This is a genomic window from Colwellia psychrerythraea 34H (assembly GCF_000012325.1).
In the GTDB taxonomy this organism is placed as follows: Bacteria; Pseudomonadota; Gammaproteobacteria; order Enterobacterales; family Alteromonadaceae; genus Colwellia; species Colwellia psychrerythraea_A.
Map to the genome: position 1 here is coordinate 2,560,603 of NC_003910.7, position 20,596 is coordinate 2,581,198.

The 20,596-nt window shown below is 37.6% G+C and carries 21 protein-coding genes; 11 read left to right on the forward strand and 10 right to left on the reverse strand.

Going from position 1 to position 20,596, the window contains the following annotated elements:
- The first annotated feature begins 2 nt into the window (after window positions 1–2).
- Window positions 3–311 carry a hypothetical protein gene (locus CPS_RS10845; RefSeq protein WP_011043249.1) on the forward strand — a complete coding sequence of 103 codons (309 nt, stop codon included), beginning with the start codon at window positions 3–5 and terminating at the stop codon, window positions 309–311.
- A 71-nt stretch (window positions 312–382) separates the two neighbouring features.
- On the opposite strand, the gene rarD is transcribed toward CPS_RS10845, so the two are convergent.
- The 6 genes from rarD to CPS_RS10875 form a co-directional block, all read right to left on the reverse strand.
- On the reverse strand, window positions 383–1,300 hold the full coding sequence (rarD, locus tag CPS_RS10850) for an EamA family transporter RarD (RefSeq protein ID WP_049757855.1): 918 nt from the start codon (window positions 1,298–1,300) through the stop codon (window positions 383–385).
- 169 nt (window positions 1,301–1,469) lie between these two features.
- On the reverse strand, window positions 1,470–2,915 hold the full coding sequence (locus CPS_RS10855; protein ID WP_011043251.1) for a catalase: 1,446 nt from the start codon (window positions 2,913–2,915) through the stop codon (window positions 1,470–1,472).
- A 164-nt stretch (window positions 2,916–3,079) separates the two neighbouring features.
- Window positions 3,080–3,571 (reverse strand): gamma-glutamylcyclotransferase family protein, encoded by a 492-nt coding sequence (locus CPS_RS10860; RefSeq protein ID WP_011043252.1) that lies wholly within the window; start codon window positions 3,569–3,571, stop codon window positions 3,080–3,082.
- Between the two features lie 130 nt (window positions 3,572–3,701).
- Window positions 3,702–4,016, reverse strand: a complete 315-nt coding sequence (locus CPS_RS10865; RefSeq protein ID WP_011043253.1) for a hypothetical protein — start codon at window positions 4,014–4,016, stop codon at window positions 3,702–3,704.
- Window positions 4,017–4,139: 123 nt separating this feature from the next.
- On the reverse strand, window positions 4,140–4,403 hold the full coding sequence (locus CPS_RS10870; RefSeq protein WP_011043254.1) for a hypothetical protein: 264 nt from the start codon (window positions 4,401–4,403) through the stop codon (window positions 4,140–4,142).
- A 205-nt stretch (window positions 4,404–4,608) separates the two neighbouring features.
- Window positions 4,609–5,814, reverse strand: coding sequence for a hypothetical protein (locus tag CPS_RS10875; protein ID WP_041736917.1), 1,206 nt, complete (start codon window positions 5,812–5,814; stop codon window positions 4,609–4,611).
- A 401-nt stretch (window positions 5,815–6,215) separates the two neighbouring features.
- On the opposite strand from CPS_RS10875, the gene CPS_RS10880 reads away from it, so the two are divergent.
- Window positions 6,216–7,001: a TSUP family transporter gene (locus CPS_RS10880; protein ID WP_202944309.1), complete on the forward strand. Its 786-nt coding sequence runs from the start codon at window positions 6,216–6,218 to the stop codon at window positions 6,999–7,001.
- Between the two features lie 70 nt (window positions 7,002–7,071).
- Here CPS_RS10880 and CPS_RS10885 read toward each other — a convergent pair whose 3' ends face one another.
- Complete coding sequence (locus CPS_RS10885) at window positions 7,072–7,686, reverse strand: TetR/AcrR family transcriptional regulator (RefSeq protein WP_011043258.1); 615 nt, start codon at window positions 7,684–7,686, stop codon at window positions 7,072–7,074.
- A gap of 228 nt (window positions 7,687–7,914) precedes the next feature.
- Here CPS_RS10885 and CPS_RS10890 point away from each other — a divergent pair, with 228 nt between their 5' ends.
- Together CPS_RS10890 and CPS_RS23895 are read left to right on the forward strand one after the other, a co-directional pair.
- Window positions 7,915–9,939: an NADPH-dependent 2,4-dienoyl-CoA reductase gene (locus CPS_RS10890; protein ID WP_011043259.1), complete on the forward strand. Its 2,025-nt coding sequence runs from the start codon at window positions 7,915–7,917 to the stop codon at window positions 9,937–9,939.
- A gap of 161 nt (window positions 9,940–10,100) precedes the next feature.
- Window positions 10,101–10,250, forward strand: a complete 150-nt coding sequence (locus CPS_RS23895; protein ID WP_011043261.1) for a hypothetical protein — start codon at window positions 10,101–10,103, stop codon at window positions 10,248–10,250.
- Between the two features lie 48 nt (window positions 10,251–10,298).
- Here the strand turns inward: CPS_RS23895 and CPS_RS10895 are convergent, their stop codons facing one another.
- Window positions 10,299–11,213: a permease gene (locus tag CPS_RS10895; RefSeq protein WP_011043262.1), complete on the reverse strand. Its 915-nt coding sequence runs from the start codon at window positions 11,211–11,213 to the stop codon at window positions 10,299–10,301.
- 133 nt (window positions 11,214–11,346) lie between these two features.
- On the opposite strand from CPS_RS10895, the gene CPS_RS10900 reads away from it, so the two are divergent.
- The 6 genes from CPS_RS10900 to CPS_RS10920 all read left to right on the forward strand — a co-directional run bounded on the left by CPS_RS10900 (window position 11,347) and on the right by CPS_RS10920 (window position 17,589).
- Window positions 11,347–11,637 carry an ArsR/SmtB family transcription factor gene (locus CPS_RS10900; protein ID WP_011043263.1) on the forward strand — a complete coding sequence of 97 codons (291 nt, stop codon included), beginning with the start codon at window positions 11,347–11,349 and terminating at the stop codon, window positions 11,635–11,637.
- Complete coding sequence (locus CPS_RS10905; protein WP_041736919.1) at window positions 11,627–14,725, forward strand: UvrD-helicase domain-containing protein; 3,099 nt, start codon at window positions 11,627–11,629, stop codon at window positions 14,723–14,725. The genes CPS_RS10900 and CPS_RS10905 overlap by 11 nt, the downstream gene beginning before the upstream one ends.
- A gap of 75 nt (window positions 14,726–14,800) precedes the next feature.
- Window positions 14,801–15,034, forward strand: coding sequence for a hypothetical protein (locus CPS_RS24100; protein WP_011043265.1), 234 nt, complete (start codon window positions 14,801–14,803; stop codon window positions 15,032–15,034).
- Window positions 15,035–15,198: 164 nt separating this feature from the next.
- Window positions 15,199–16,566, forward strand: coding sequence for a GTPase HflX (gene hflX, locus CPS_RS10910; RefSeq protein ID WP_011043266.1), 1,368 nt, complete (start codon window positions 15,199–15,201; stop codon window positions 16,564–16,566).
- Window positions 16,567–16,616: 50 nt separating this feature from the next.
- Complete coding sequence (locus tag CPS_RS10915; protein WP_041736921.1) at window positions 16,617–17,165, forward strand: hypothetical protein; 549 nt, start codon at window positions 16,617–16,619, stop codon at window positions 17,163–17,165.
- Window positions 17,166–17,271: 106 nt separating this feature from the next.
- Window positions 17,272–17,589 (forward strand): heavy metal-binding domain-containing protein, encoded by a 318-nt coding sequence (locus CPS_RS10920; RefSeq protein WP_011043268.1) that lies wholly within the window; start codon window positions 17,272–17,274, stop codon window positions 17,587–17,589.
- Window positions 17,590–17,778: 189 nt separating this feature from the next.
- Here CPS_RS10920 and CPS_RS10925 read toward each other — a convergent pair whose 3' ends face one another.
- The gene (locus CPS_RS10925; RefSeq protein WP_011043269.1) at window positions 17,779–18,228 is read right to left on the reverse strand and encodes a hypothetical protein; all 450 of its coding nucleotides are present in this window, start codon (window positions 18,226–18,228) and stop codon (window positions 17,779–17,781) included.
- Between the two features lie 351 nt (window positions 18,229–18,579).
- Between CPS_RS10925 and CPS_RS10930 the strand changes: the two genes are divergently transcribed.
- Window positions 18,580–19,605: a DUF1254 domain-containing protein gene (locus tag CPS_RS10930; protein ID WP_011043270.1), complete on the forward strand. Its 1,026-nt coding sequence runs from the start codon at window positions 18,580–18,582 to the stop codon at window positions 19,603–19,605.
- Window positions 19,606–19,751: 146 nt separating this feature from the next.
- On the opposite strand, the gene CPS_RS10935 is transcribed toward CPS_RS10930, so the two are convergent.
- A complete protein-coding gene (locus CPS_RS10935) occupies window positions 19,752–20,525 on the reverse strand; it encodes a sulfite exporter TauE/SafE family protein (protein ID WP_041736923.1) in 774 nt (257 codons plus the stop codon).
- Window positions 20,526–20,596: the final 71 nt, after the last annotated feature.

The window sequence follows — 20,596 nt, forward strand, 5'->3', positions numbered from 1 at the left end:
CAATGAAAAAGCTATTTTTGTTACTTACAGTGGCGATGCTAAGTGCGTGCACTAGCAGTGTTCATATGTCACAAGTAGATGTTGGAAGTAATAGTGCTAACGACGTTGAGATTGGCAAGGTTATTGAAATTGAAAAATCTCAAAAAAATATACTAGGTTTTGTTTACGATACTAACTATGTTGACCAAGCTTACAAAAACCTGTTAGTTGAATGTCCGAACGGAACTTCAATGATTAACGTTGAATATTTAACTAATCATGGTTTTCTTAGTTGGACAGATAAAATCCGTATTAAAGCGGTTTGTCTTTAAACAAACCTTTTTATAGTTTTAATAAAACCGCAGACTGCAATGTTTGCGGTTTTTTGTTTATATACTCTGGATTATCGTGGGGGAAATGCTTTTTTTCTACTGATTATGATACGCAGTAGACTATCACCGATAACCAACAATACCGCGATACCAAAGAAACCATAGCTCCATAGTTGTTCTGGGCTTATGACTTCATTTAATAAAAATATTGCGACTAGCATCATCAATATGGGCTCGCCATAATTTAACATACCAAAGATTGTAAATTTTAAACGTGTTGATGCGGAAACAAAAAACAGCATAGCAACAGTGCCCAATAACCCTGAGCCTAATAACAATAGAATTCCCCAATCTAATGAAGGCAAAAAGGGCAGTTGCTGTTGGTGGGTAAAATACAGCAGCAATAAAGCCAACGGTGTGACAAAAATGTTCTCTGCAACAAAATTACTTGTTGTTGGTATTTTGCTTTTGCGGCGCAAGATAAAATACGGCGGATAAGCCAAACAAATAAGTAAAGTAACCCAAGAGAATGAGTGGCTTCTATATAACTCAACGCTCACTCCTATTAAGGCGGCGCCCACAGCGAGCCATAATAGGGGACTTAATTTTTCTTTAAAATAGAAGCGGCCGGTTAAACTAATGGTAATGGGTAATAAAAAGTAACCCATCGCGATATTAATAGTTTCACCATTGACAGGGCCCCAAAAAAATATCCACCATTGTATTGCGATCAAGGGGGATGTTAAGCACAACAGCAACAACTCTTTTGGCTGTACAAATACGGCTTTAAGCGCGAACAGTTGTCGAGTCAAAACCAAAAATAGAAAACCAAAACCTAACTGTGATAACACACGAAAAGAAAACAGGGTATTACCATCCACAGGCGCCAAAAACTGTATGTAATAAGGCAACAATGAGAATATAAGGATCGAACCAAACATCAGGAAGTAACCCTGTAGTTCTTGCTTATTGGCAGAGGTAGTAGGCATTTATTCTCGCTAAAATTTACGGGAGCTTGGTAAATCGTGAACAATGGGGGAGGAAGAGGCTGGTGTCAATGATAAAAGGGGGTAAATGAGCTTTAAATACAGTTAACGATGATTCAGATAATGATTGAGATAAATACTTATCACTGAACCACCGTTATCTTAATTAATGTTAGATAGTATCTAACAAGATCCCAAGTGCTTTAGCAACACCTGCACCATAAGCTTGATCAGCTTTTAAACAGTGTGAAATATGCCTTTTTTGGATATCAATACTCGCACCGCCAACGGATCTGGCGGTATTATCAAATAAAGCCTGCTGTTGGCTGTTATCCATTAACCTGAATAAGTCACCCGGTTGTGAAAAATAATCTTCATCTTCTCGATGATTCCAATGGGCGGCAGCACCAGATAATTCCATAGGTGGTTCAGAAAAGTCTGGTTGTTCTTGCCATTCACCTTGAGTGTTTGGCTCATAACCTATAGTACTGCCATGGTTGCCATCAACTCGCATTGCTCCGTCTCGGTGATAGCTATGTACGGGACAACGTGGCGCATTAACCGGTATTTGTTGATGATTCACGCCCAAACGATAACGTTGTGCATCACCATAAGAAAATAAGCGACCTTGCAACATTTTGTCAGGAGAAAAGCTTATGCCTGGTACTATACTCGCAGGGTTAAATGCGGACTGTTCTACTTCAGCGAAAAAATTCTCTGGATTTCGATTCAATTCCATTACGCCCACTTCTATAAGAGGATAATCTTTGTGTGGCCATACTTTCGTTAAATCAAAAGGGTTGTAAGGAGATTTTTCTGCTTGCTCTTCAGTCATAACTTGAATTTTTAAAGTCCAAGACGGGAAATCGCCCGATTCAAGCGAGTCATATAAATCAGCATGATGGCTTTCTCGGTTCTGACCAATAACGACTTCAGCTTCTTGGTCAGTTAAGTTTTGTATCCCTTGATTCGATTCAAAATGAAACTTAACCCATACGCGTTCATTGTCTGCGTTGATCATACTAAATGTATGGCTACCAAAGCCGTGCATATGTCGATAAGTTGCAGGTAGACCTCGATCACTCATAACGATAGTGATTTGATGTAAAGCCTCTGGCAGCGAGGTCCAGAAATCCCAATTGTTTTGCGCGCTACGCATATTGGTACGAGGATCTCGTTTTACGGCATGGTTTAAATCGGGGAATTTTAACGGATCACGTAAAAAGAAAACTGGGGTGTTATTACCTACTAAGTCCCAATTACCTTCTTCAGTATAAAACTTTAACGCAAACCCTCTGATATCACGCTCAGCATCGGCGGCACCTCGTTCACCTGCAACAGTGGTAAATCGAGCAAACATCTCGGTTTTTTTCCCTACTTCAGAGAAAATCTTTGCTCTTGTGTATTGTGTAATATCATGAGTAACAGTAAAAGTTCCGTATGCACCAGATCCTTTGGCATGCATACGTCTTTCTGGTATAACTTCACGATCAAAATGTGCTAGTTTCTCTAGAAACCAAACGTCTTGTAGTAATTGAGGTCCACGAGGACCGGCGGTCATAACATTTTGGTTGTTAGCTACGGGGCAGCCAGCATTGGTGGTAAGTTTCTTTTTCATCATATCTTCCTAATATCACGTGTTTAGAAACTTAATATTAGACCAAAAATAATAATCGATAAAATCGATTAAAATGATGATAATGATTGATTAAAGCTATTATAAAAATGTCGGATTGTAAAAAAGATTGCCTTCTTGAGATTAGTTGTCAATTGAGGAGCAACTTAAACGTACATTGCACGCTGTTTTGCGTCTCTGCTTGTATCTGGGTCTTCGATGCATTCAACAGACTCAATGATTGCAAGATAATCAGTAGGTAATTTTGTTTCTTTTGCCCCAATAATAACGTGATTTAGGTACCAAGAATAAGGCTGTAACGAAGCGTCTATTTTGATTGCATAGTAGGTTAATGCCTCAAACACCTCACCGGAGTTACTTTGAACAAAGACAAATTTTTCATCGTATCCATCCCCTAAGCTTTCAGCTCTGTCTAAAGCGTCTTTTTCATTTTCGTCTATCTCAAACAGAGCCCCAATAACTATGTCTTCATGATTATTCGTTTCAAAAGAATCACACTTGCCAGAATCATCATCACCACTCATATTAAAACGTAGTTGGTGCTTTTTAAGTGTCACTATTCCAAGTTTTTTGGAACTGGGTACCCGTTCTTTAAGCCTTAAAAGTGACATGTTTGAACCATATGCAAAGTATTTCACAAAACCTCCTGTGCAGTTAACGCCTCAATCAGAGGCTTAAAAGTGTTGGTTAAAATATGAAGTGAAGTGATCTTTCACCACTTTCGCAGCCAACGGTTACGTGTAGTTGAATATTTCTTGTTAGCTTAATTTATTCGCCGCATTGCCCTTGTTCATTCAACCAATAAACAGAATTACCAATAACAGCGATTGAACCAGAGATTATTGCACTTACAGGAAAAATAATCACTGATCCTAATATTTGCCCTAAGAGCTGAGCTTTACAATCATCCTTACTGGGGCATTCTAATTCACCAAACATTCCAGCATCTTCAATGGAAAGCACCACCTTTTTTTGAACTGCTTGGCATTTTTCATCAAACTTCTCAGTAAATGTTGGCATAACGGCACATGAGCAAAGAAATAGAGACAAAGAAGAAATTAATAAAACTTTAGATAAACGCATACTCTTCCATGATTATTAAGTTAACGCTAAAAATATGACGTTAAAATTGTTTGTTAAATGTGTAGTGAGACTGAGAAACTTTTCGCAGTCCCGCTTTAAATTCTTGTTATATTAAATTTACGACTAACGCCATGCCTCCTCTATTTTGTCGCCACGTACTATCTGATAGATAGCTATATTATTTTGGCTCAAAAGTTTTACAACATCTGGTATACATTGAATAGGTATTGCCACTTCATACCCAAACTCTAGGTGTAAAATTTTTTTTGAGTGATAATCACCGACAAATGAGGTAAGAATATCTAGGGCTCTTCCTTCCCACTCTCCTAACTCAAAATAAACTTTATACATGTCTTCACTATAATCTCTTGGTGTGCCAATACTCATAGCTCGCCCTCAACTTCTGTTTCATCTTTATTCATCAAATACTTCCACTCGTATAACAAATTGTTATATAGACATCTTAATAATCATCATCTGCTTAATACTAATTAATTTATTATATTTCAGTGGCTTAATATGTATGCATTAACTTTATTTTGTAAGCCGAAGACATTACTCAAACTTATTAATAATACGAGAAAAAAGTAAATTAGAGAACATCCATAATTTTGTATATGGCTGTGCATAGTACATTTTTATTCTCTTCATACAGGGCTTCAGCTTCTTCGACTAATAACTGTTGTGATTCAAATTCCCCTTGAGAATCTAGATTATTCAACCAATTTCGAAGTAATCGTTCGTCTAACATCATCATAATTGAGGCTTGTTTAAATTGTTCATTATCGGCATGAGAAAATAAAGTTTTCTTTTTATTTTCGACTAATTGTTTTGCCTCACTGTTGTCCAGTGATGTAAATACCGTGTCCTGTAGAACGAGACCAATTACGTTACTACTGATTGTTTTACCTCTTGTTTCTAGCTGTTTACCAAGTGTTAAGCAGGCATCTGCTTTCTCTGGTTCTTGTACTCCCTGTTTACACCATTGTAATACAGGTGAGTTATTCGGAGACTGAGCTGCAGCATTGCCTACTCCTGCTATCACGTTAGAATAAAAGTTATTTGAGATTGAGTCTTCCAATGCTTGTGCATATCGCAAAATACTCTCACCGTATCTTTCGTTAAATAATGTCGTTTTCTCCAACGAATTAATAGCACTTATGACTCCCTCATCATCACTGTTAGCAGCGTAGAAGGATGCAATACTTAGCCAAATTGCCCCATTATTACTATCGGAAGATATTAAATTATTAACGATATCAACAGTGCATCTTTTATCCGAAGCGTGCTTACATAAATTGATTAAATTCAGAGAAACGAGAGGGTTACTTTGAAATTGGGTATGATAGTTAAGTAGCAAGTCTAATCTACTCATTCCCTTTGGTGGTGTTGAAAACAACGCATAATTTAACGGGGCTGCTTTAGAAAAATGGCCATCAAGAGACTGAAGATATTGTTCGCCCTCAAGCATGTGAGCTTCTTCATCAAAGGTAAAGTCAGCATCAAGAGATTGGAAATAGTGCTTAGCATCATCCAACCATGTTTTTTTATTGAAAGTAAAGTCTGGAAAGCACTCAAAAGTATCCAAGTCAGCATCATTCTTAAAGACCGCACTAACGACTTGATCCGTTGTTACTATTAGTGTTTTCGGTAATGACTTATCACTTTGTTCAGTAGATTTTTTTGTTTCTTTTGTTATAAAGGCCTTATTTCCAGATAAGTAGCTATCTGAATTTAGATATATAATTACCAGACAAATAATAGAGGTCAAAGTGATAAGTATTTTTCTTCCAAACATTTCGTAAATCCATTTTATTGAAATGAGAGCATACCTAAGATAACAATAGGGTGTCCTCAAATAACGATATAAATATATTAACCTTTTCAATCTGTTAAGGTCAACTAAGGGTGCAGAATAACAGATTAGTGTAATGCCCACTTTTGTTTTGAAGAAGCCATGAGACGTGGTAACGTTAACCGGCATATTTGGTCAACTTTAAGATACAAAAAGGTAACTTTTATTTGGGTATTACGGTTCATATTATGTCGGTGAAGAATATTCATTATTAGAAATTTACATTATAAATTATATAATAAATACAGCATACTAAGCTTGTTATCGTTACGTACTTTATTTGAATTTTAGTATGATATCCTGACTTAATATAAGGGTGATGACCTAGATCGTTAGCGGTTAAGGTGTCTTTCAAAAGATGGGAGCGAAAAATCGAATTATCACTAATGCTTTTTATCGGTTTAACCGCAGTTGCCTTTATTGCTGGTTTTATCAGTTCCATTGCCGGGGCAGGTGGCGCCATTGTTTTACCTGTTTTATTATGGGCAGGTTTGCCTCCACTTAACGCCTTAGCAACCAATAAATTTCAAAGTGTCTTTGGTACATTATCTTCAACAATTAATTTCTTTCGCAAGGGATATATTGATTTGAAAGCCCTGAGGCCTGCACTGTGTTATGCCTTTGTTGGCTCTGTGATAGGTACCTATTTAGTACAGCAAATATCAACTGACTATTTGTCAGTAATGATGCCGTATCTGCTTATTGTATTAGCACTTTATATGATGTTCTCTCCAACCATTACTGATGAAGATTTACCACCGAAAATATCAGAGAAAGCTTTTGCCCCCTTTATCGGTGGTGGTATCGGACTTTATGGTGGTTTTTTTGGTCCAGGAATGGGGTCATTTTTCGCGGTTGCTTTTGCCTCTTTACGTGGTTTTAACATGCGAAAAGCAACTGCTTTTACTAAACCCTTAGTGTTAATTGTAAATACCACATCCATGATTATCTTTTTATGGGGCGGACATATTGTCTGGAGTTTAGCTATTACGATGGCTGCTTCACAGGTAGTGGGTGCGCGACTGGGTTCGAATTTAGTGATTCATCGCGGCGTCGCTTTAATCAAACCCTTAATTGTGCTGATGACGCTGGCCATTGCCATTAAGTTGTTAGTTGAAAGAAGTAGCTGAGGCAATGCTTGGGGCAATAGTTGCGAGGGACTCAGCTTTATTAGTAATATTTATTAATGCTAGCGAGTTCTTATTTTTTTGAGTTTGATAAAAACATACTGACCGCATAGTCACAAATTTCATCAATTTTACTGTTATCAGTATAGATACCATCAATAAATAGCTTCGCTATGCCGTGTACCGTGCCCCACAATACTTGTGATACCCGCAAGGCATTATCATCGACGTTAAATAGTCCTTTCTTTTGCCATTCTTGCGTCATTGCCACTTGAAATTGAAAACAAGGGTAGGCTGAGTCTCGAAGTTCCTGGGTGCTACTTTTGTCTTTCCAGATAGTACGTCCGAACATTAATTCATAAAGGTCAGGATTGTTATGAGCAAACTGAATGTAATCATGAATAAATCGATAAAAATGTTCTCTTATAGATAATTCTCCATCTTCATAACCACATTTGTTTATCTGATGTAATTGTTCAAAACCTTTTTCTGCCATGCCACAAAGCAGGGCATTTTTATCTTTAAAGTGATGATAGGGTGCAGTTCTGGAAACTCCCACGCGGGATGCAAGCTTACGTAACGATACTTCTTTTATGCCATTTTCTTGCAACATTTCTGTTGCAACAACCAGTAAAGTTTCGCGGAGATCACCGTGGTGATACGTTGATTTTTCATTAATATTATTCATAAGGCTAATTTAGCAATTATCCCTAAAACAAGCAATCTTGACACTGTCATATTTACGGTGTATCTTTTATTTATCTTAACTTGACAGTGTCAACTTTGGTTTAAGGGATTTATACACAAGATACCCGAAATAAATATTTTCGAGTGGCTTGGCTATATCTCCTCATTTGTTTAACTTAATCAGTGAAAGTCCTGAAATTTCACACTAGCTATATAAAGAGAGTAAGCGATGTCTGAGCAACAATTTTCAAAACTGTTTGAACCACTTGATCTTGGTTTCACCACACTAAAGAACCGAGTTTTAATGGGATCAATGCACACGGGTTTAGAAGAGCACCCTGAAGGAACTAAGCGTATGGTTGCCTTTTATGGAGAACGCGCTAAAGGTGGGTGTGGTCTTATTGTAACCGGTGGTTATGGTCCAACTAAGCGCGGTGCTACTCACCACGACACTAAGATGATTGAAACAGCGGAAGATATTGCTAAACATAGAGTTATAACAGATGAAGTTCATAAGTATGACAGTAAGATATGTATGCAGATATTACATACAGGTCGTTATGCTTTTAATAAAAAACCTATCGCGCCGTCAGCTATTCAAGCGCCAATTAACCCATTTAAACCTGAAGCAGCTACCGCTGAAATGATAGAGGAAGAGCTAGTAGGATTTATTGATCTGGCTGTAAAAGCGCAAGAAGCTAATTACGATGGTGTTGAAGTAATGGGCTCAGAAGGTTACTTCATTAATCAATTTACCGCTCTAAGAACCAATCAACGTGATGATGAGTGGGGTGGTGCTTTTGAAAACCGCATTAAGTTTGGTGTTGATGTGGTTCGTCGAATCCGCGAAGCAGTTGGCGAAAAATTTATCATAATATTCCGCTTATCTATGATGGATCTTGTTGAAGGCGGCAGTACTTTTGAAGAAGCGGTACAGTTTGGACAAGCCATTGAAAAAGCTGGTGCAACTATTATTAATACAGGTATCGGTTGGCATGAAGCGCGGATACCTACGATCCAAACTAAAGTGCCACGAGCAGCCTTTACTTGGGTAACGGCTAAATATAAAGAACATTTTAACATCCCAGTAATCACTTCAAATCGAATTAATACCCCTGAAGTTGCCGAAGCTGTGTTGCAAAATGGTGATGCTGATATGATTTCAATGGCACGTCCTTTCCTAGCGGATGCTGAGTTTGTTAACAAAGCAGCACAAGGTCGTAGCGATGAAATCAATACTTGTATCGGTTGTAACCAAGCCTGTTTAGATCATGTGTTTTCGGGAGAAATGTCTAGTTGTTTAGTTAATCCTCGAGCTTGTTTTGAAACAGAAATTAATATAATTCCAACAAAAACAGTGAAGAAAATAGCAGTCATTGGTGCAGGTCCAGCTGGTTTGTCTGCCTCTACCGCACTTGCGGATGCAGGCCATGAGGTAACTCTTTTTGATGGTGCCAGTGAAGTAGGTGGTCAATTTAATATTGCCAAACAAGTGCCAGGTAAAGAAGAGTTTTCAGAAACTATTCGTTATTTTGCTCGCAAGCTTGAATTAACAGGCGTCACAGTGAAGTTAAACACCAAAGTAACGGCAGCTGAATTAAACGATAGTGATTTTGATGAAGTCGTTATTGCGACAGGAATAAACCCACGTACACCGCCGATTGAAGGTATTGAGCATGCAAAAGTTCTAAACTATATCGATGTGCTAAGACATAAAAAGAAGGTAGGCAAAAAAGTAGCTGTTATCGGCGCTGGTGGTATCGGTTTTGATGTTTCTGAGTACTTAGTGCATTCAGGTGAAGGGACCAGTCAGAATATTGAAGCTTATATGAAAGAATGGGGTGTTGATATGACTCTTCAAGCACGTGCAGGCATTGAGGGTGTTAAAGCTCAAGTATCAGCACCGGCACGTGAAGTGTTTTTACTCCAACGTAAAGAATCTAAAGTAGGTGCTGGTTTAGGTAAAACGACTGGTTGGATCCATCGTACGGGTCTTAAAAACAAGCAAGTAAAAATGATTCCGTCTTGTCAGTATCACAAAATTGATGATGCAGGTTTGCACTTGAGCATCGCCGGTGAAAAGCAGGTACTTAATGTTGATAATATCATTATTTGTGCGGGGCAAGATCCTGCCAGAGAATTAGTTGAGGGTTTAAATAAATCCTATCACTTAATTGGTGGTGCGGATGTAGCGGCAGAGCTTGATGCTAAGCGTGCTATTAAACAAGGACTGGAATTAGCAACTCAACTATAAGCGTTACAGAGGTATCTAAAATGGATCACTTGTTATCGTAGAATTTTTTGATAAGTGATCCTCGTTATATCGAAGGTACTGGTGCTGAAACCCTAAAAACTAAGTTTATAGTTAAATTAGTAAACAAGTTTATTAATGTAAATTAACAAGAAGGTATAATCATGAATACTTATAAACATATTGAATTAGCAGTTTTAAATGGTTCAATGACTGCACCATTGAATTTTGTTATTTTCACGGAAGAAAGCAGCAATGTAAATCCTACAACCCTAGATTCTGAACAGAGTGAGAAGCAGAGAGAAAGTGTGTAATTACTCATTTTAAATGAGAAATTACACACTTTGTGTTTCAGACTCTATTTAGAAAAGAAATGAATACAAATAACCAGCACCTACCGCCATTGATAATATTACCGTTAAAAAGGCAATTATCATTGGATTTTTGAATAACGATTTAAGCAATATAACTTCGGTTAAACTTGCTCCTGCACTGCCAATAATTAATGCCATTACTGCACCAAGTCCCATGCCTTTTGCTGCTAATGCTGCACTTAAAGGTATTACTGCTTCAGCTCTTATATAGAGTGGAATACCAATCACTGCTGCAATAGGCACTGCAAAGGGATTGCTCTCACTTGCTACGCTGGCAACAAATTCTGTTGGCATAAATCCGTAAATCATTGAACCTAATGCGATACCACCTATTAAATAAGGCAATACTTTTTTAAAATCAGACCAGGTGCTGTGCCAAATCTTAGTCCATTTACTTACCGTCTCGATATTATTACCACAGCTAGTTGCACAGCTTTTACTTTCAGGAGTAATGTAGGCTTCAGGTTTAATGTATCTTTCGAAACCAAATTTCTCTAACAAATAACCCGCAGCAATTGAAACACCCATTGCTATGGTAAAATAGAATGCCGTAACTTTTAAGCCAAAGGTAACGGCAAATAAACCAATGATAATTGGGTTAAGTAATGGGCTAGCAAATAAGAACACCATCATAGTGCCAAAGCCGGCTTTTGCTCTAAGTAATCCTTTTAAAAAAGGAATTGTTGAGCAGGAGCAAAAAGGCGTAATGGCACCAAGAAACCCGGCGACGATATAACCTTTGCCATTCTTACTACTTAAAATACTCTGAATTTTACTCGGCGGAATATATTCCTGAAGAACACCGACAATATAACTGATCAGTAAAAACAGTACGGTTAGCTCTACGGCTAAAAAAGCAAACATGTTTAAGGTATCAAATACCATTTGTTGTGTAATTGTCATAATAAATGTTCTCGTAAGTTAATCAATTCGTTATTTCTAGATTCTTCGAATTATAAAGAAATAACTACCCGAGTCAATATATTTCTAGTAATATCGAATTATATAAGTGAAACACCAATTTAGTGAGAATGTTATGGATATAGATGTAATTGCCAAAGCCTTAAAAGAATTAGGCCATCCAACTCGATTAGCAATATTTAAACGCTTAGTAAAATCAGGTGAGCAAGGTATTGCTGTGGGTGAAGTGCAAGAAGAGTTACAGATACCTGGTTCAACATTATCACATCACATCTCTAGTTTGGCTTCTGCAGGGTTGATTACACAGCGTCGTGAAGGACGGGTTCTTTATTGCGTCGTTGAATATGACAAATTGCTTTCTGTGATTGCATTTCTACAAGACGAATGTTGTATTGATGAGCAGTAACCCTCAAACGGTTGTCGATAGTATTGAACAGCTATCTGACTACTGTATCCCTTCCAGTTTTTTTCGTCGATTCATTGGTATACCAACAGCGATAAAAATCAGTGATTGTGGTGTAGTTATTGACGTTGAAGATAGTTTGACCACTATCAAGTGGGAAGAGCTTATCGTTCCTCCAACTTTTCATCTCAGCTTTTTTGGTCAAATAATTTCATTTAAAACAGAAAGCAAAAGCTATGTTTTCACCATGCTTGCCTATAAATCAAAGCGTAAGCACAAAAATAATTGTGAGCAACGTTGGGCAGCAGCCAATATTCATCGTGTTGAAACGTTATTAACCGCCATAGAAAGATTTAAGACTAATCGATATATGCGTCGTTCAATAATTGAACGTATTCAATTAGCATCGAGGCAAGAATTAGTCCGTTGGTTGCCGTGGCTTAATTCAAACAGCTCAAGTAAATCAACGAGTTCACTGACCAATGTTATTGAAATAACACAACGATTATCGTATTACCAACATTGGCAGCAGCAGGGAATAGCTGATTGTCGAGAAAGCTACATCAGTAAGCAACTTCAAACTCATGAAGCCTTTTTTGATAATGTCGAGTCTAATCCATTAACACTGTGTCAGCGCAGAGCCTGTATTATCGATAATGACAATAATTTATTATTAGCTGGCGCGGGAACCGGAAAAACCAGTGTGATGATTGGTCGGACAGGTTATTTACTCAATAGCCTGCAAGCGAAGAGCGATGAAATATTATTGTTAGCCTATGGCCGAAAAGCAGCTAATGAAATGGATGAAAGAATTAGAGATAAGTTATCGACTGATAAAATCAGCGCGACTACTTTTCATCGTTTAGGCCTGAGTATTATCGCTCAGGTTGAAGGGGGAAAACCCAGTTTATCAGTATTAGCAGATGATGAAAAAGCAAAATCTAAATGGATTCAAAGTTATTTTGAAAGACTCATTAAAGAAGATAGGCAGTATCGCAAGCTCATCCTCGAGTATTTTGGCAAGTACTATTATGTTGAACGCAGTGCTTTTGACTTTAAAAGCAAAGGCGAGTACTACCAGTACTTAACGGACAATGATATTCGCAGTTTTAAAGGTGAGCAAGTCAAAAGCTTCGGGGAGCTTTATATTGCCAATAGCTTATTCTCTTATGGCATAGAATATCAGTATGAAGCTAAATACGCTTACGATGTAAAATCAATCGAACGAAAACAATATCAGCCAGACTTCTTTCTGCCTGAATTCAATGTCTATATTGAATATTATGGGATTGATGAGAACGAAGATACAGCGCCATACATAGATAAAGATGAATACCATGAGGGTATTCAATGGAAACGTGATACTCATAATAAATTTAATACTGTGTGTCTTGAATTTACCTATGCGCAACATAAAACAGGTCAATTACTAAGTGCCTTAAAGGCATCATTGATTGAACTAAAAAATCGTTCTGACTTATCACCCGCTGATTCCTTTCCTAGCGAAAAAACACCTAGCGAATTAATGTCTAGTGAACATATATCTGCTGAACTAAGACCAATTGAACTGATACCTAGCGACGTAATACTAGCCACACTCAATGAGAGTGGCAGAATAACCGAGCTTGCTAAAACATTTACGCAATTAGTTGGGCTTTATAAAGCTGCTTGTCTAGATACAACTTTAGACTGCACCTTAGCGAGTAGTTTACAAAACAGTATTATCGCTAACTCGGTAGAGCCTAAACAAACAGAAAAAGCCTTAGCATTGCTCAAGCCTATTTTAAGCGCTTATGAACAACACTTAGCACAGCACCATGAAATTGATTTTGAAGATATGATTAATAAAGCGTTAACCTATGTTCAAGCAGGTCAATTTAAGTCTCCCTGGCGTTATATCATGGTTGATGAATTTCAAGATATATCCGAGCCACGAGCACGTTTGGTAAAAGCGTTACGTGACAACAATAAAGAATGTTCTGTTTTTGCAGTAGGCGATGATTGGCAGGCTATATACCGATTTAGTGGTGCTGATGTCACTTTAACGACTCAATTCTCTAATTACTTTGGATCAACAACTCAATCAGAATTAGATCAAACTTTTCGATTTAACAACCAAATTGGCAAAGTTGCAACCGATTTTATTAGCAAAAACCCAGCACAAATCACCAAAAAAATCACCTCGTTGAAACAAGTTAATGCACCTGCGGTGTCGTTGCTCAAACGAGATAACAGTCAATTTCGCTCTCGAAAAACAGGACTGATCGATGAAATGGCTAATGGTGCAATCGACGATGTTTTAGCGGCTATTTCAGCTAAAGTATGTAAGCCTGTTACCGTTTATTTATTAGCACGTTTTTGGTTTTTTTTACCAAGTAACATAGATCTTAACAGGTTAAATAATCAATATCCCTTACTGACCATTGATGCTCAATCTTTCCATACTTCAAAAGGAAAAGAGGCCGATTATGTCATTATTGTTGGTCTGAAAAAGGGCGCTCATGGTTTTCCTTCTGAGAAAGTAACGCCTGCACTTAATGAAGCATTACTGGCGAAAAAAGAAAAATTTCCCTATGCAGAAGAGCGAAGATTACTTTATGTAGCGCTCACCAGAGCGAAAGACAGGGTTTATATTATTGCAGATATGACCGAATCAAACCCCTTTGTTAAAGAACTTGTGAACGATCATCAAATTGAACTGAATGAATTTGAATGTACAGCAACTCAATCATTGGTAGACGACTTACATTGTCTGGCTTGTAAAACAGGGCTATTAAAAAAACGTACCGGCCGTTTTGGTACCTTCTATGCCTGTTCTAATTCTCCTCGCTGTGAACATAAAGAAAAGCCTTGTGCTAAATGTGAAAGTCCAATGACACGCAAACGTTACCCAGGTTTTAAAACCTGCTTGAATGACTTATGCAAAAGCTTGATACCAACGTGCAGTTTATGTGATGCGGAAATGGTGTTACGTACGAGCAAAAAAGGCGAGTTTTGGGGCTGTCGAAATTATAAAGGAAACGATCCAATGAGTTGTAAGAATGGCGTAGATAATGCCAACGTTAACTGGCCTGAATTAGTTGTAGATTAGGGGCTGTTGATCTTTCACTGTTAAATTTTGTTCGCCTTTTTTAAAGAGAGTAAAGCGTTTTAATCGCGGCGAGTAGTGTGTAGCCTAGTCACTCTAAGCAAATACTACTCAACAAAGAGTAAAACGCTTTTAGTCGAATCCTTCGGACAGCGTTTGTTGGTCATTTTTACGGCGTTATCGCCTTTTTATATGGAACAACCACATGACAAAGGCTCTGCCTTGTATAAATACCCAACAAATCACTGCAAAAATAATCTCGAAAGATCAACAGACCCTAATCATAATCTACATTTAAGGATTTACCGGTAAGCCTTTTAATGTCGCTAATATGGAAATAACTTAGCAGATTTGGTATTTAGTTTTCTCTTGCTCTATAAAGCTCAGCTATAACAGCGTAGGATCAAACTACTTTAGATAAAAACTTAGGTTTGCATTTTTACCAATGGGTATTAAGTGCACTAACATAAAAAATTATGCAACTAACAGCAAAAGCATCACTCACTAACGCTTTACTTATTTCTATTTGTACACCTGACTTTAAAGGTGATGAAGCAACAGAATCACTGGCAGAGCTCGCGCGTTTAGTGACTACACTCGGTTTTAAAGTAGTCGGCACTCAGTCGCAAAAGCAGAGTTCGACTAAAAAAGTTAATGTACTAGGTTTAGGGAAACTGGCAGAAATAGCGCATCTCACGGGTAATCAAGGTGAGGTTGAAGACATGGAAGAAGTTGAAGACCTCTCTGTTGGCGAACAAACTGATGACGTTGAATTTATGGTTAATTCTTCAGATATCCCATCAGACAACCTTCCATTTGCTTGTGCTGATGTGGTGGTATTTGATTGTGATTTAAGCCCATCTCAGCTGCGTAATGTCGAGAATCAATTAGGCGTAGAGGTTTTTGACCGTACTGGCATTATTATTGAAATATTTAGTCGTCATGCCCGTACTAAAACCGCGAAATTACAGGTTGAAATTGCCCGACTTAATTATGTAGCACCACGACTTCGTGAGACCTCATGTGGTGATAAAGAACGTCAAATGGGTAAAGGTGCTGGCGAAACTACGCTAGAACTGAACCGTCGTGCCGTGCGTGACCAATTAGCCGAACTTAAGCGAGAATTGGTGAGTGTTCAACATGAAATGAAAGGCCGACGTACCCAACGTTCTGAGCTTTTTTGTGTTGCTTTGGTTGGTTATACCAACGCGGGCAAGTCATCAATGATGCGAGCTATTACCGGCAGTGATGTTGAAGGTGAAAATAAACTTTTTGCGACGCTTGATACTACGGTTCGTGCTTTATTTCCTATCACTCAACCAAGAATATTAGTGTCGGACACTGTTGGTTTTATTAAAAAGCTACCACACGATCTAGTCGCCTCATTTCATTCAACCTTAGCAGAAGCGCAGGATGCATCATTACTGTTATATGTAGTCGATGCCTCTGATCCTTCGTTTCGTGCGCAACTCGATGTCGTACACGAAGTGCTGGACGAAGTTGGTGTTGAAGACAGTAAAAAGTTACTGGTACTAAACAAATCAGATCAACTTAGCATTGAGCAACAACAAGCATTGATGGAAGAGTTTCCTAATGCCATGATGACATCTGCGCGTAATCCGGCTGATGTGAGTAAATTGCATAAATATATCGTTGGTATTGCGCAGGAAGAGATGATTGAAGAAGAAATTATTGTTCCTTATACCGCTAACGGTATCATAGGTGAAATTCGATCGAGAATGAGTGTTACTAAAGAAGAGTATGAAAATAGTCATATTAAACTAACGGTGCGCTCAAACGCGATTGATTTAGCAAGGTTGAAAAAACGGATGTTGAGCTTATAGATTAACTCTGTTAAGCCTGTAATTTGGGCGAAAATTGGCAACCAAGGTTTATGAGTATAATTATAGTTTCAGATGTTTTTGGTATCACACCCGCTTTATTAACACTAAAGGATAAACTCGGGGCAAATACGATTATTGATCCATACGAAGGAAAAAGTATGGATTTTATCAATGAAGCTGAGGCATATTCATGTTTCATCACTACCGTTGGGCTTGATAGATACGTTTCAAAAGTAGTAGGAAGGGTAGAGTCTCTCGATAGTCAAACAACGCTTATTGGTTTCAGTGTAGGAGCTTCAGCAATTTGGAGACTCTCTACCAATAAGGTGAATCATATAATTAAACAAGCGTTTTGCTTTTATGGTTCACAAATACGCAATTACACTAATATAGAGCCTTGTTGTAAAATAAATTTAGTCTTTCCTAAAAATGAATCACATTTTGATGTTTCTAAGCTTAAAGAAGTGCTAACAACAAAACATAATGTAATAACAACACAAGTTGAATACTTACATGGTTTTATGAATTATTATTCTAGCAATTTTAATCAAGTTGGCTATGAGCAACACGTCGCATTATTGTGTTCAAATACCAGTTAACACGTAAATAAAAAAGGACACGTAACCGTTGGCTGCGTTCCAGTTCGTTTTACATTTTAGCCAACAATTACTTAGCCTGTTATTTGGGCGTTTTCAAGGAGCTTGTATGATTTATTCAACGACTGAGTCAATCCCAGGAAAAGAAATAGAAGAAATTGTCGGTGTCGTCACTGGTAATGTAGTTCAAGCGAAGCATATTGGACGGGACATAATGGCAGGCCTAAAAAGTATTGTCGGCGGTGAAATACGGGGTTATACAGAGATGCTAACTGATGCGAGAGACATCGCCATTCAACGTCTAGTTGCGAATGCAGAAGAAAAGGGAGCGGATGCAGTTGTAGGTATTCGTTTTACAACAAGTGCAATAATGGATGGCTCATCTGAAATTATGGTTTTTGGAACAGCGGTTAAATTAAAAAAATAACCAGTAAATAAAGAAGAAAAGAAGACACGAAATGTTGAATCTTTAATTTATAGTTAAAGTTGAGAAAGAGCTTTAATGTGCGCTAAACGGAAGCTAGAAGTTGCAATATAAATCTTCTGCTTAGCGCTGTTAAATTTTAAAACAAAATGTTGTTTTTCTATAAATTTGTTATGGCAAAGCTCAACATTATTATTTAAAAATTATTTTTCTTAATCGGTATTCACCGGTTAACTCTCTAACTTCAGGGTATTTTGCTGAGGTTTCCTGAGAGATCTTTTGATTTTCTTCTCCCCATATTTTCATGAACTTATCATACTTAGCTTTATTAGGATCTAGATCTTTAGAGCTTTCAAAGGTGACTGTTAAAACCAAATTAAAATCTCCACTTTGTGGTAATTCACTCGCCCATATATTCCAGTCTTTTATGTGTCCTAAATCCTTCTGAATTTTTACTGCTTTTATCCAGCTCTTTGTTAATCCAGCCAAATAAACATCTTCCATGTTGGGATCTACTTTAACTGTAGTGACAGAAAGGACTTCTTTACTTAAGTCATAATCTTTAAACATTTCTAATCGGTCCTGAGCAACAACATTTAGACTGACTAATAGCATTAATAAAATAATGTTAACTATTTTCATTGTGATTTCTCCGAAGGTTAGTTTCTTTAATACACAACTTAAATCGCATTAAACCCATGGAGTATAGGTCATTAAATATGCTTTTTCCGTTCAATAAAAGCACATGCGTATTCACGCTGACTCTTTTAACTGCTGTATTGTTCAATTAATTACATGCAGTATCGATCTATAAAAATAGAGTAATGAGTAAATCTATATCACTAGATGGAACGTATTGGTACTCAGTAATATGTATGGCACGCATATTAATTATGAAATTAAGTCATTGGAGCGGGATTCATTGCTCAGCTATTATGCTTACAATGAATTAGCACACAACACTTAACATACTCAGTTAAAAGGATATTAAGAATGAACGTTAAAAAATCAATTGTCGCATTATCAGTAATTAGCCTGCTTTCAGCTTGTGCACAAAACCAACCTGTAGAAATGAATGTAGATGAAAATATTAACAGCAATAAAATAAAAATTACTGAAGCCAATTATGCTAAAGCTGAAACGGCTAGAAACTACAATAATTGGCTGAAATTTGGTGCTAATAATCATATTGCACACATGAAACAGTTACCGCCACGAGGCAAAGCTGCACCAACGGTACAAATGAATGACGATACTCTGTATTCAGTAGTTATCACTGAGGCAGTTGATGGCAAAGTAAAATTCTCTATTCCAAAAAGTGATGTGTATATGGCCGTGCAAGTAGTTACCGAAGGTGGTCATGGCCAATACTATGTCGTGGGTGAAGGTGATTATAATGTGTCGATTGAAACGAAGTACGCTTTCTTAATCTATCGAACCGGCACTGAAAAAGGTTTAGATGCAGCACGTAGTGCACAGCAGTTGATCAAAGATGATTCCTTCAAATTTGGTACCTATCAGTTGCCTAATTACGACTTTGAAGAAGTTGAAGAGTGGACTGCACGTTTAACTAAAGAAACCAGTGGTTCAGCTTTTGAATATACCTTTCCACGTACTTCAAAAAATATCACAGACCTTCATCAGTGGAATTTAGAGAATGCGAATGGTTGGGGAGGCTCATCACCCGAAGTGAATGTAGCTAACAAATATACTAACTCGGTAATATTAAGTAGTGGGGAATGTCTATCTACCACTTTTGAAAACCCAGAATCCAAGTATTTTACCTCAATTACCGCTTATGACAGCAGTCGTTACTTAATTGAAGGTGTAAAACATGTTAGTTCTCATACGTGGGAAGAAAACAAAGATGGTACGGTAACTGTTTCATTTAACTGTGGCGACAATGCGGTAAATAATATCGACACCAAAGGCACAGACTTCACCTTTACTATGCGTTACTACGGACTTAGCCAGAAAGTGATGGATGGTAAAATATCACCCGAGAAGACAGTGAAATAGCTCCGTCATTATTTGATAAATTAAATCGAGTCTGCTTTTGATAAAGAAGCAGACTTTTTTATTCGTTCTTAGTCAGTAAGCTTGCTGGTAACAGTGCTCTTTAGTTCTTAATTACTGGCTATATCCACTGAACTACAACCTGAGAGTTAGGCTACATAAATATCAAAAAAGAAATAAAGTGTGGTAGCAACACTCGCCACAATAACAAATCGTCTAACCTGTTTTTGAGGGAGTTGGCGAGATACATTCGCCGCAACATAGCCTCCCGCTAAGGTACCACATAATACAATAGAGCCTTCATACCAGGCAATGACATCATTATAAATAAACAGTACGATGGCAATCAGTGACACTGTCGATGAGATTAATAACTTTAAACCATTCATGGTATTGATATTAGTATGACCAGCTAATGCTAAATAGCTGAGCGTAATAATGCCTAGTCCAGCGTTGAAGAAACCACCATATGCCGACACACCTAAGAGTATAATTAACAGTAAGATCCCACCTATGGATGAGGCATAACGGTGATTGGATGCCATTTTTTTTAATCGAGCATTAATTTGTCCACCAAAGACAAACAGTAGGGTAGCAAATAATAGTAACCAAGGAATGGCTTCACGAAATACTGCTTCAGGCGTTTTCAGTAACAGCCATGCACCAGTAATACCGCCAATTAAGCTGATTATTATGATTTGGGACAGTTCATCTTTATGAGTAGAAATTTCTTTTCGAAAAGCATAAGTACCACTCATATAACCTGCGCACGACGCAAAAGTATTGGTCGCACTTGCTAGTATAGGGGGAATGCCGACAAACATAAGTGCGGGGAATGTAATGAAACTTCCGCCGCCTGCAATTGAGTTAATAACGCCGCCCAAAATACCTGCGAAGAAGAGAAAAACCAGTTCAAACAACATCTTTAGTAACAAACCTTTGAGTATATCTATTGGCTAAACGATAACACATTTGCATGGAGTCCAATAGCCAC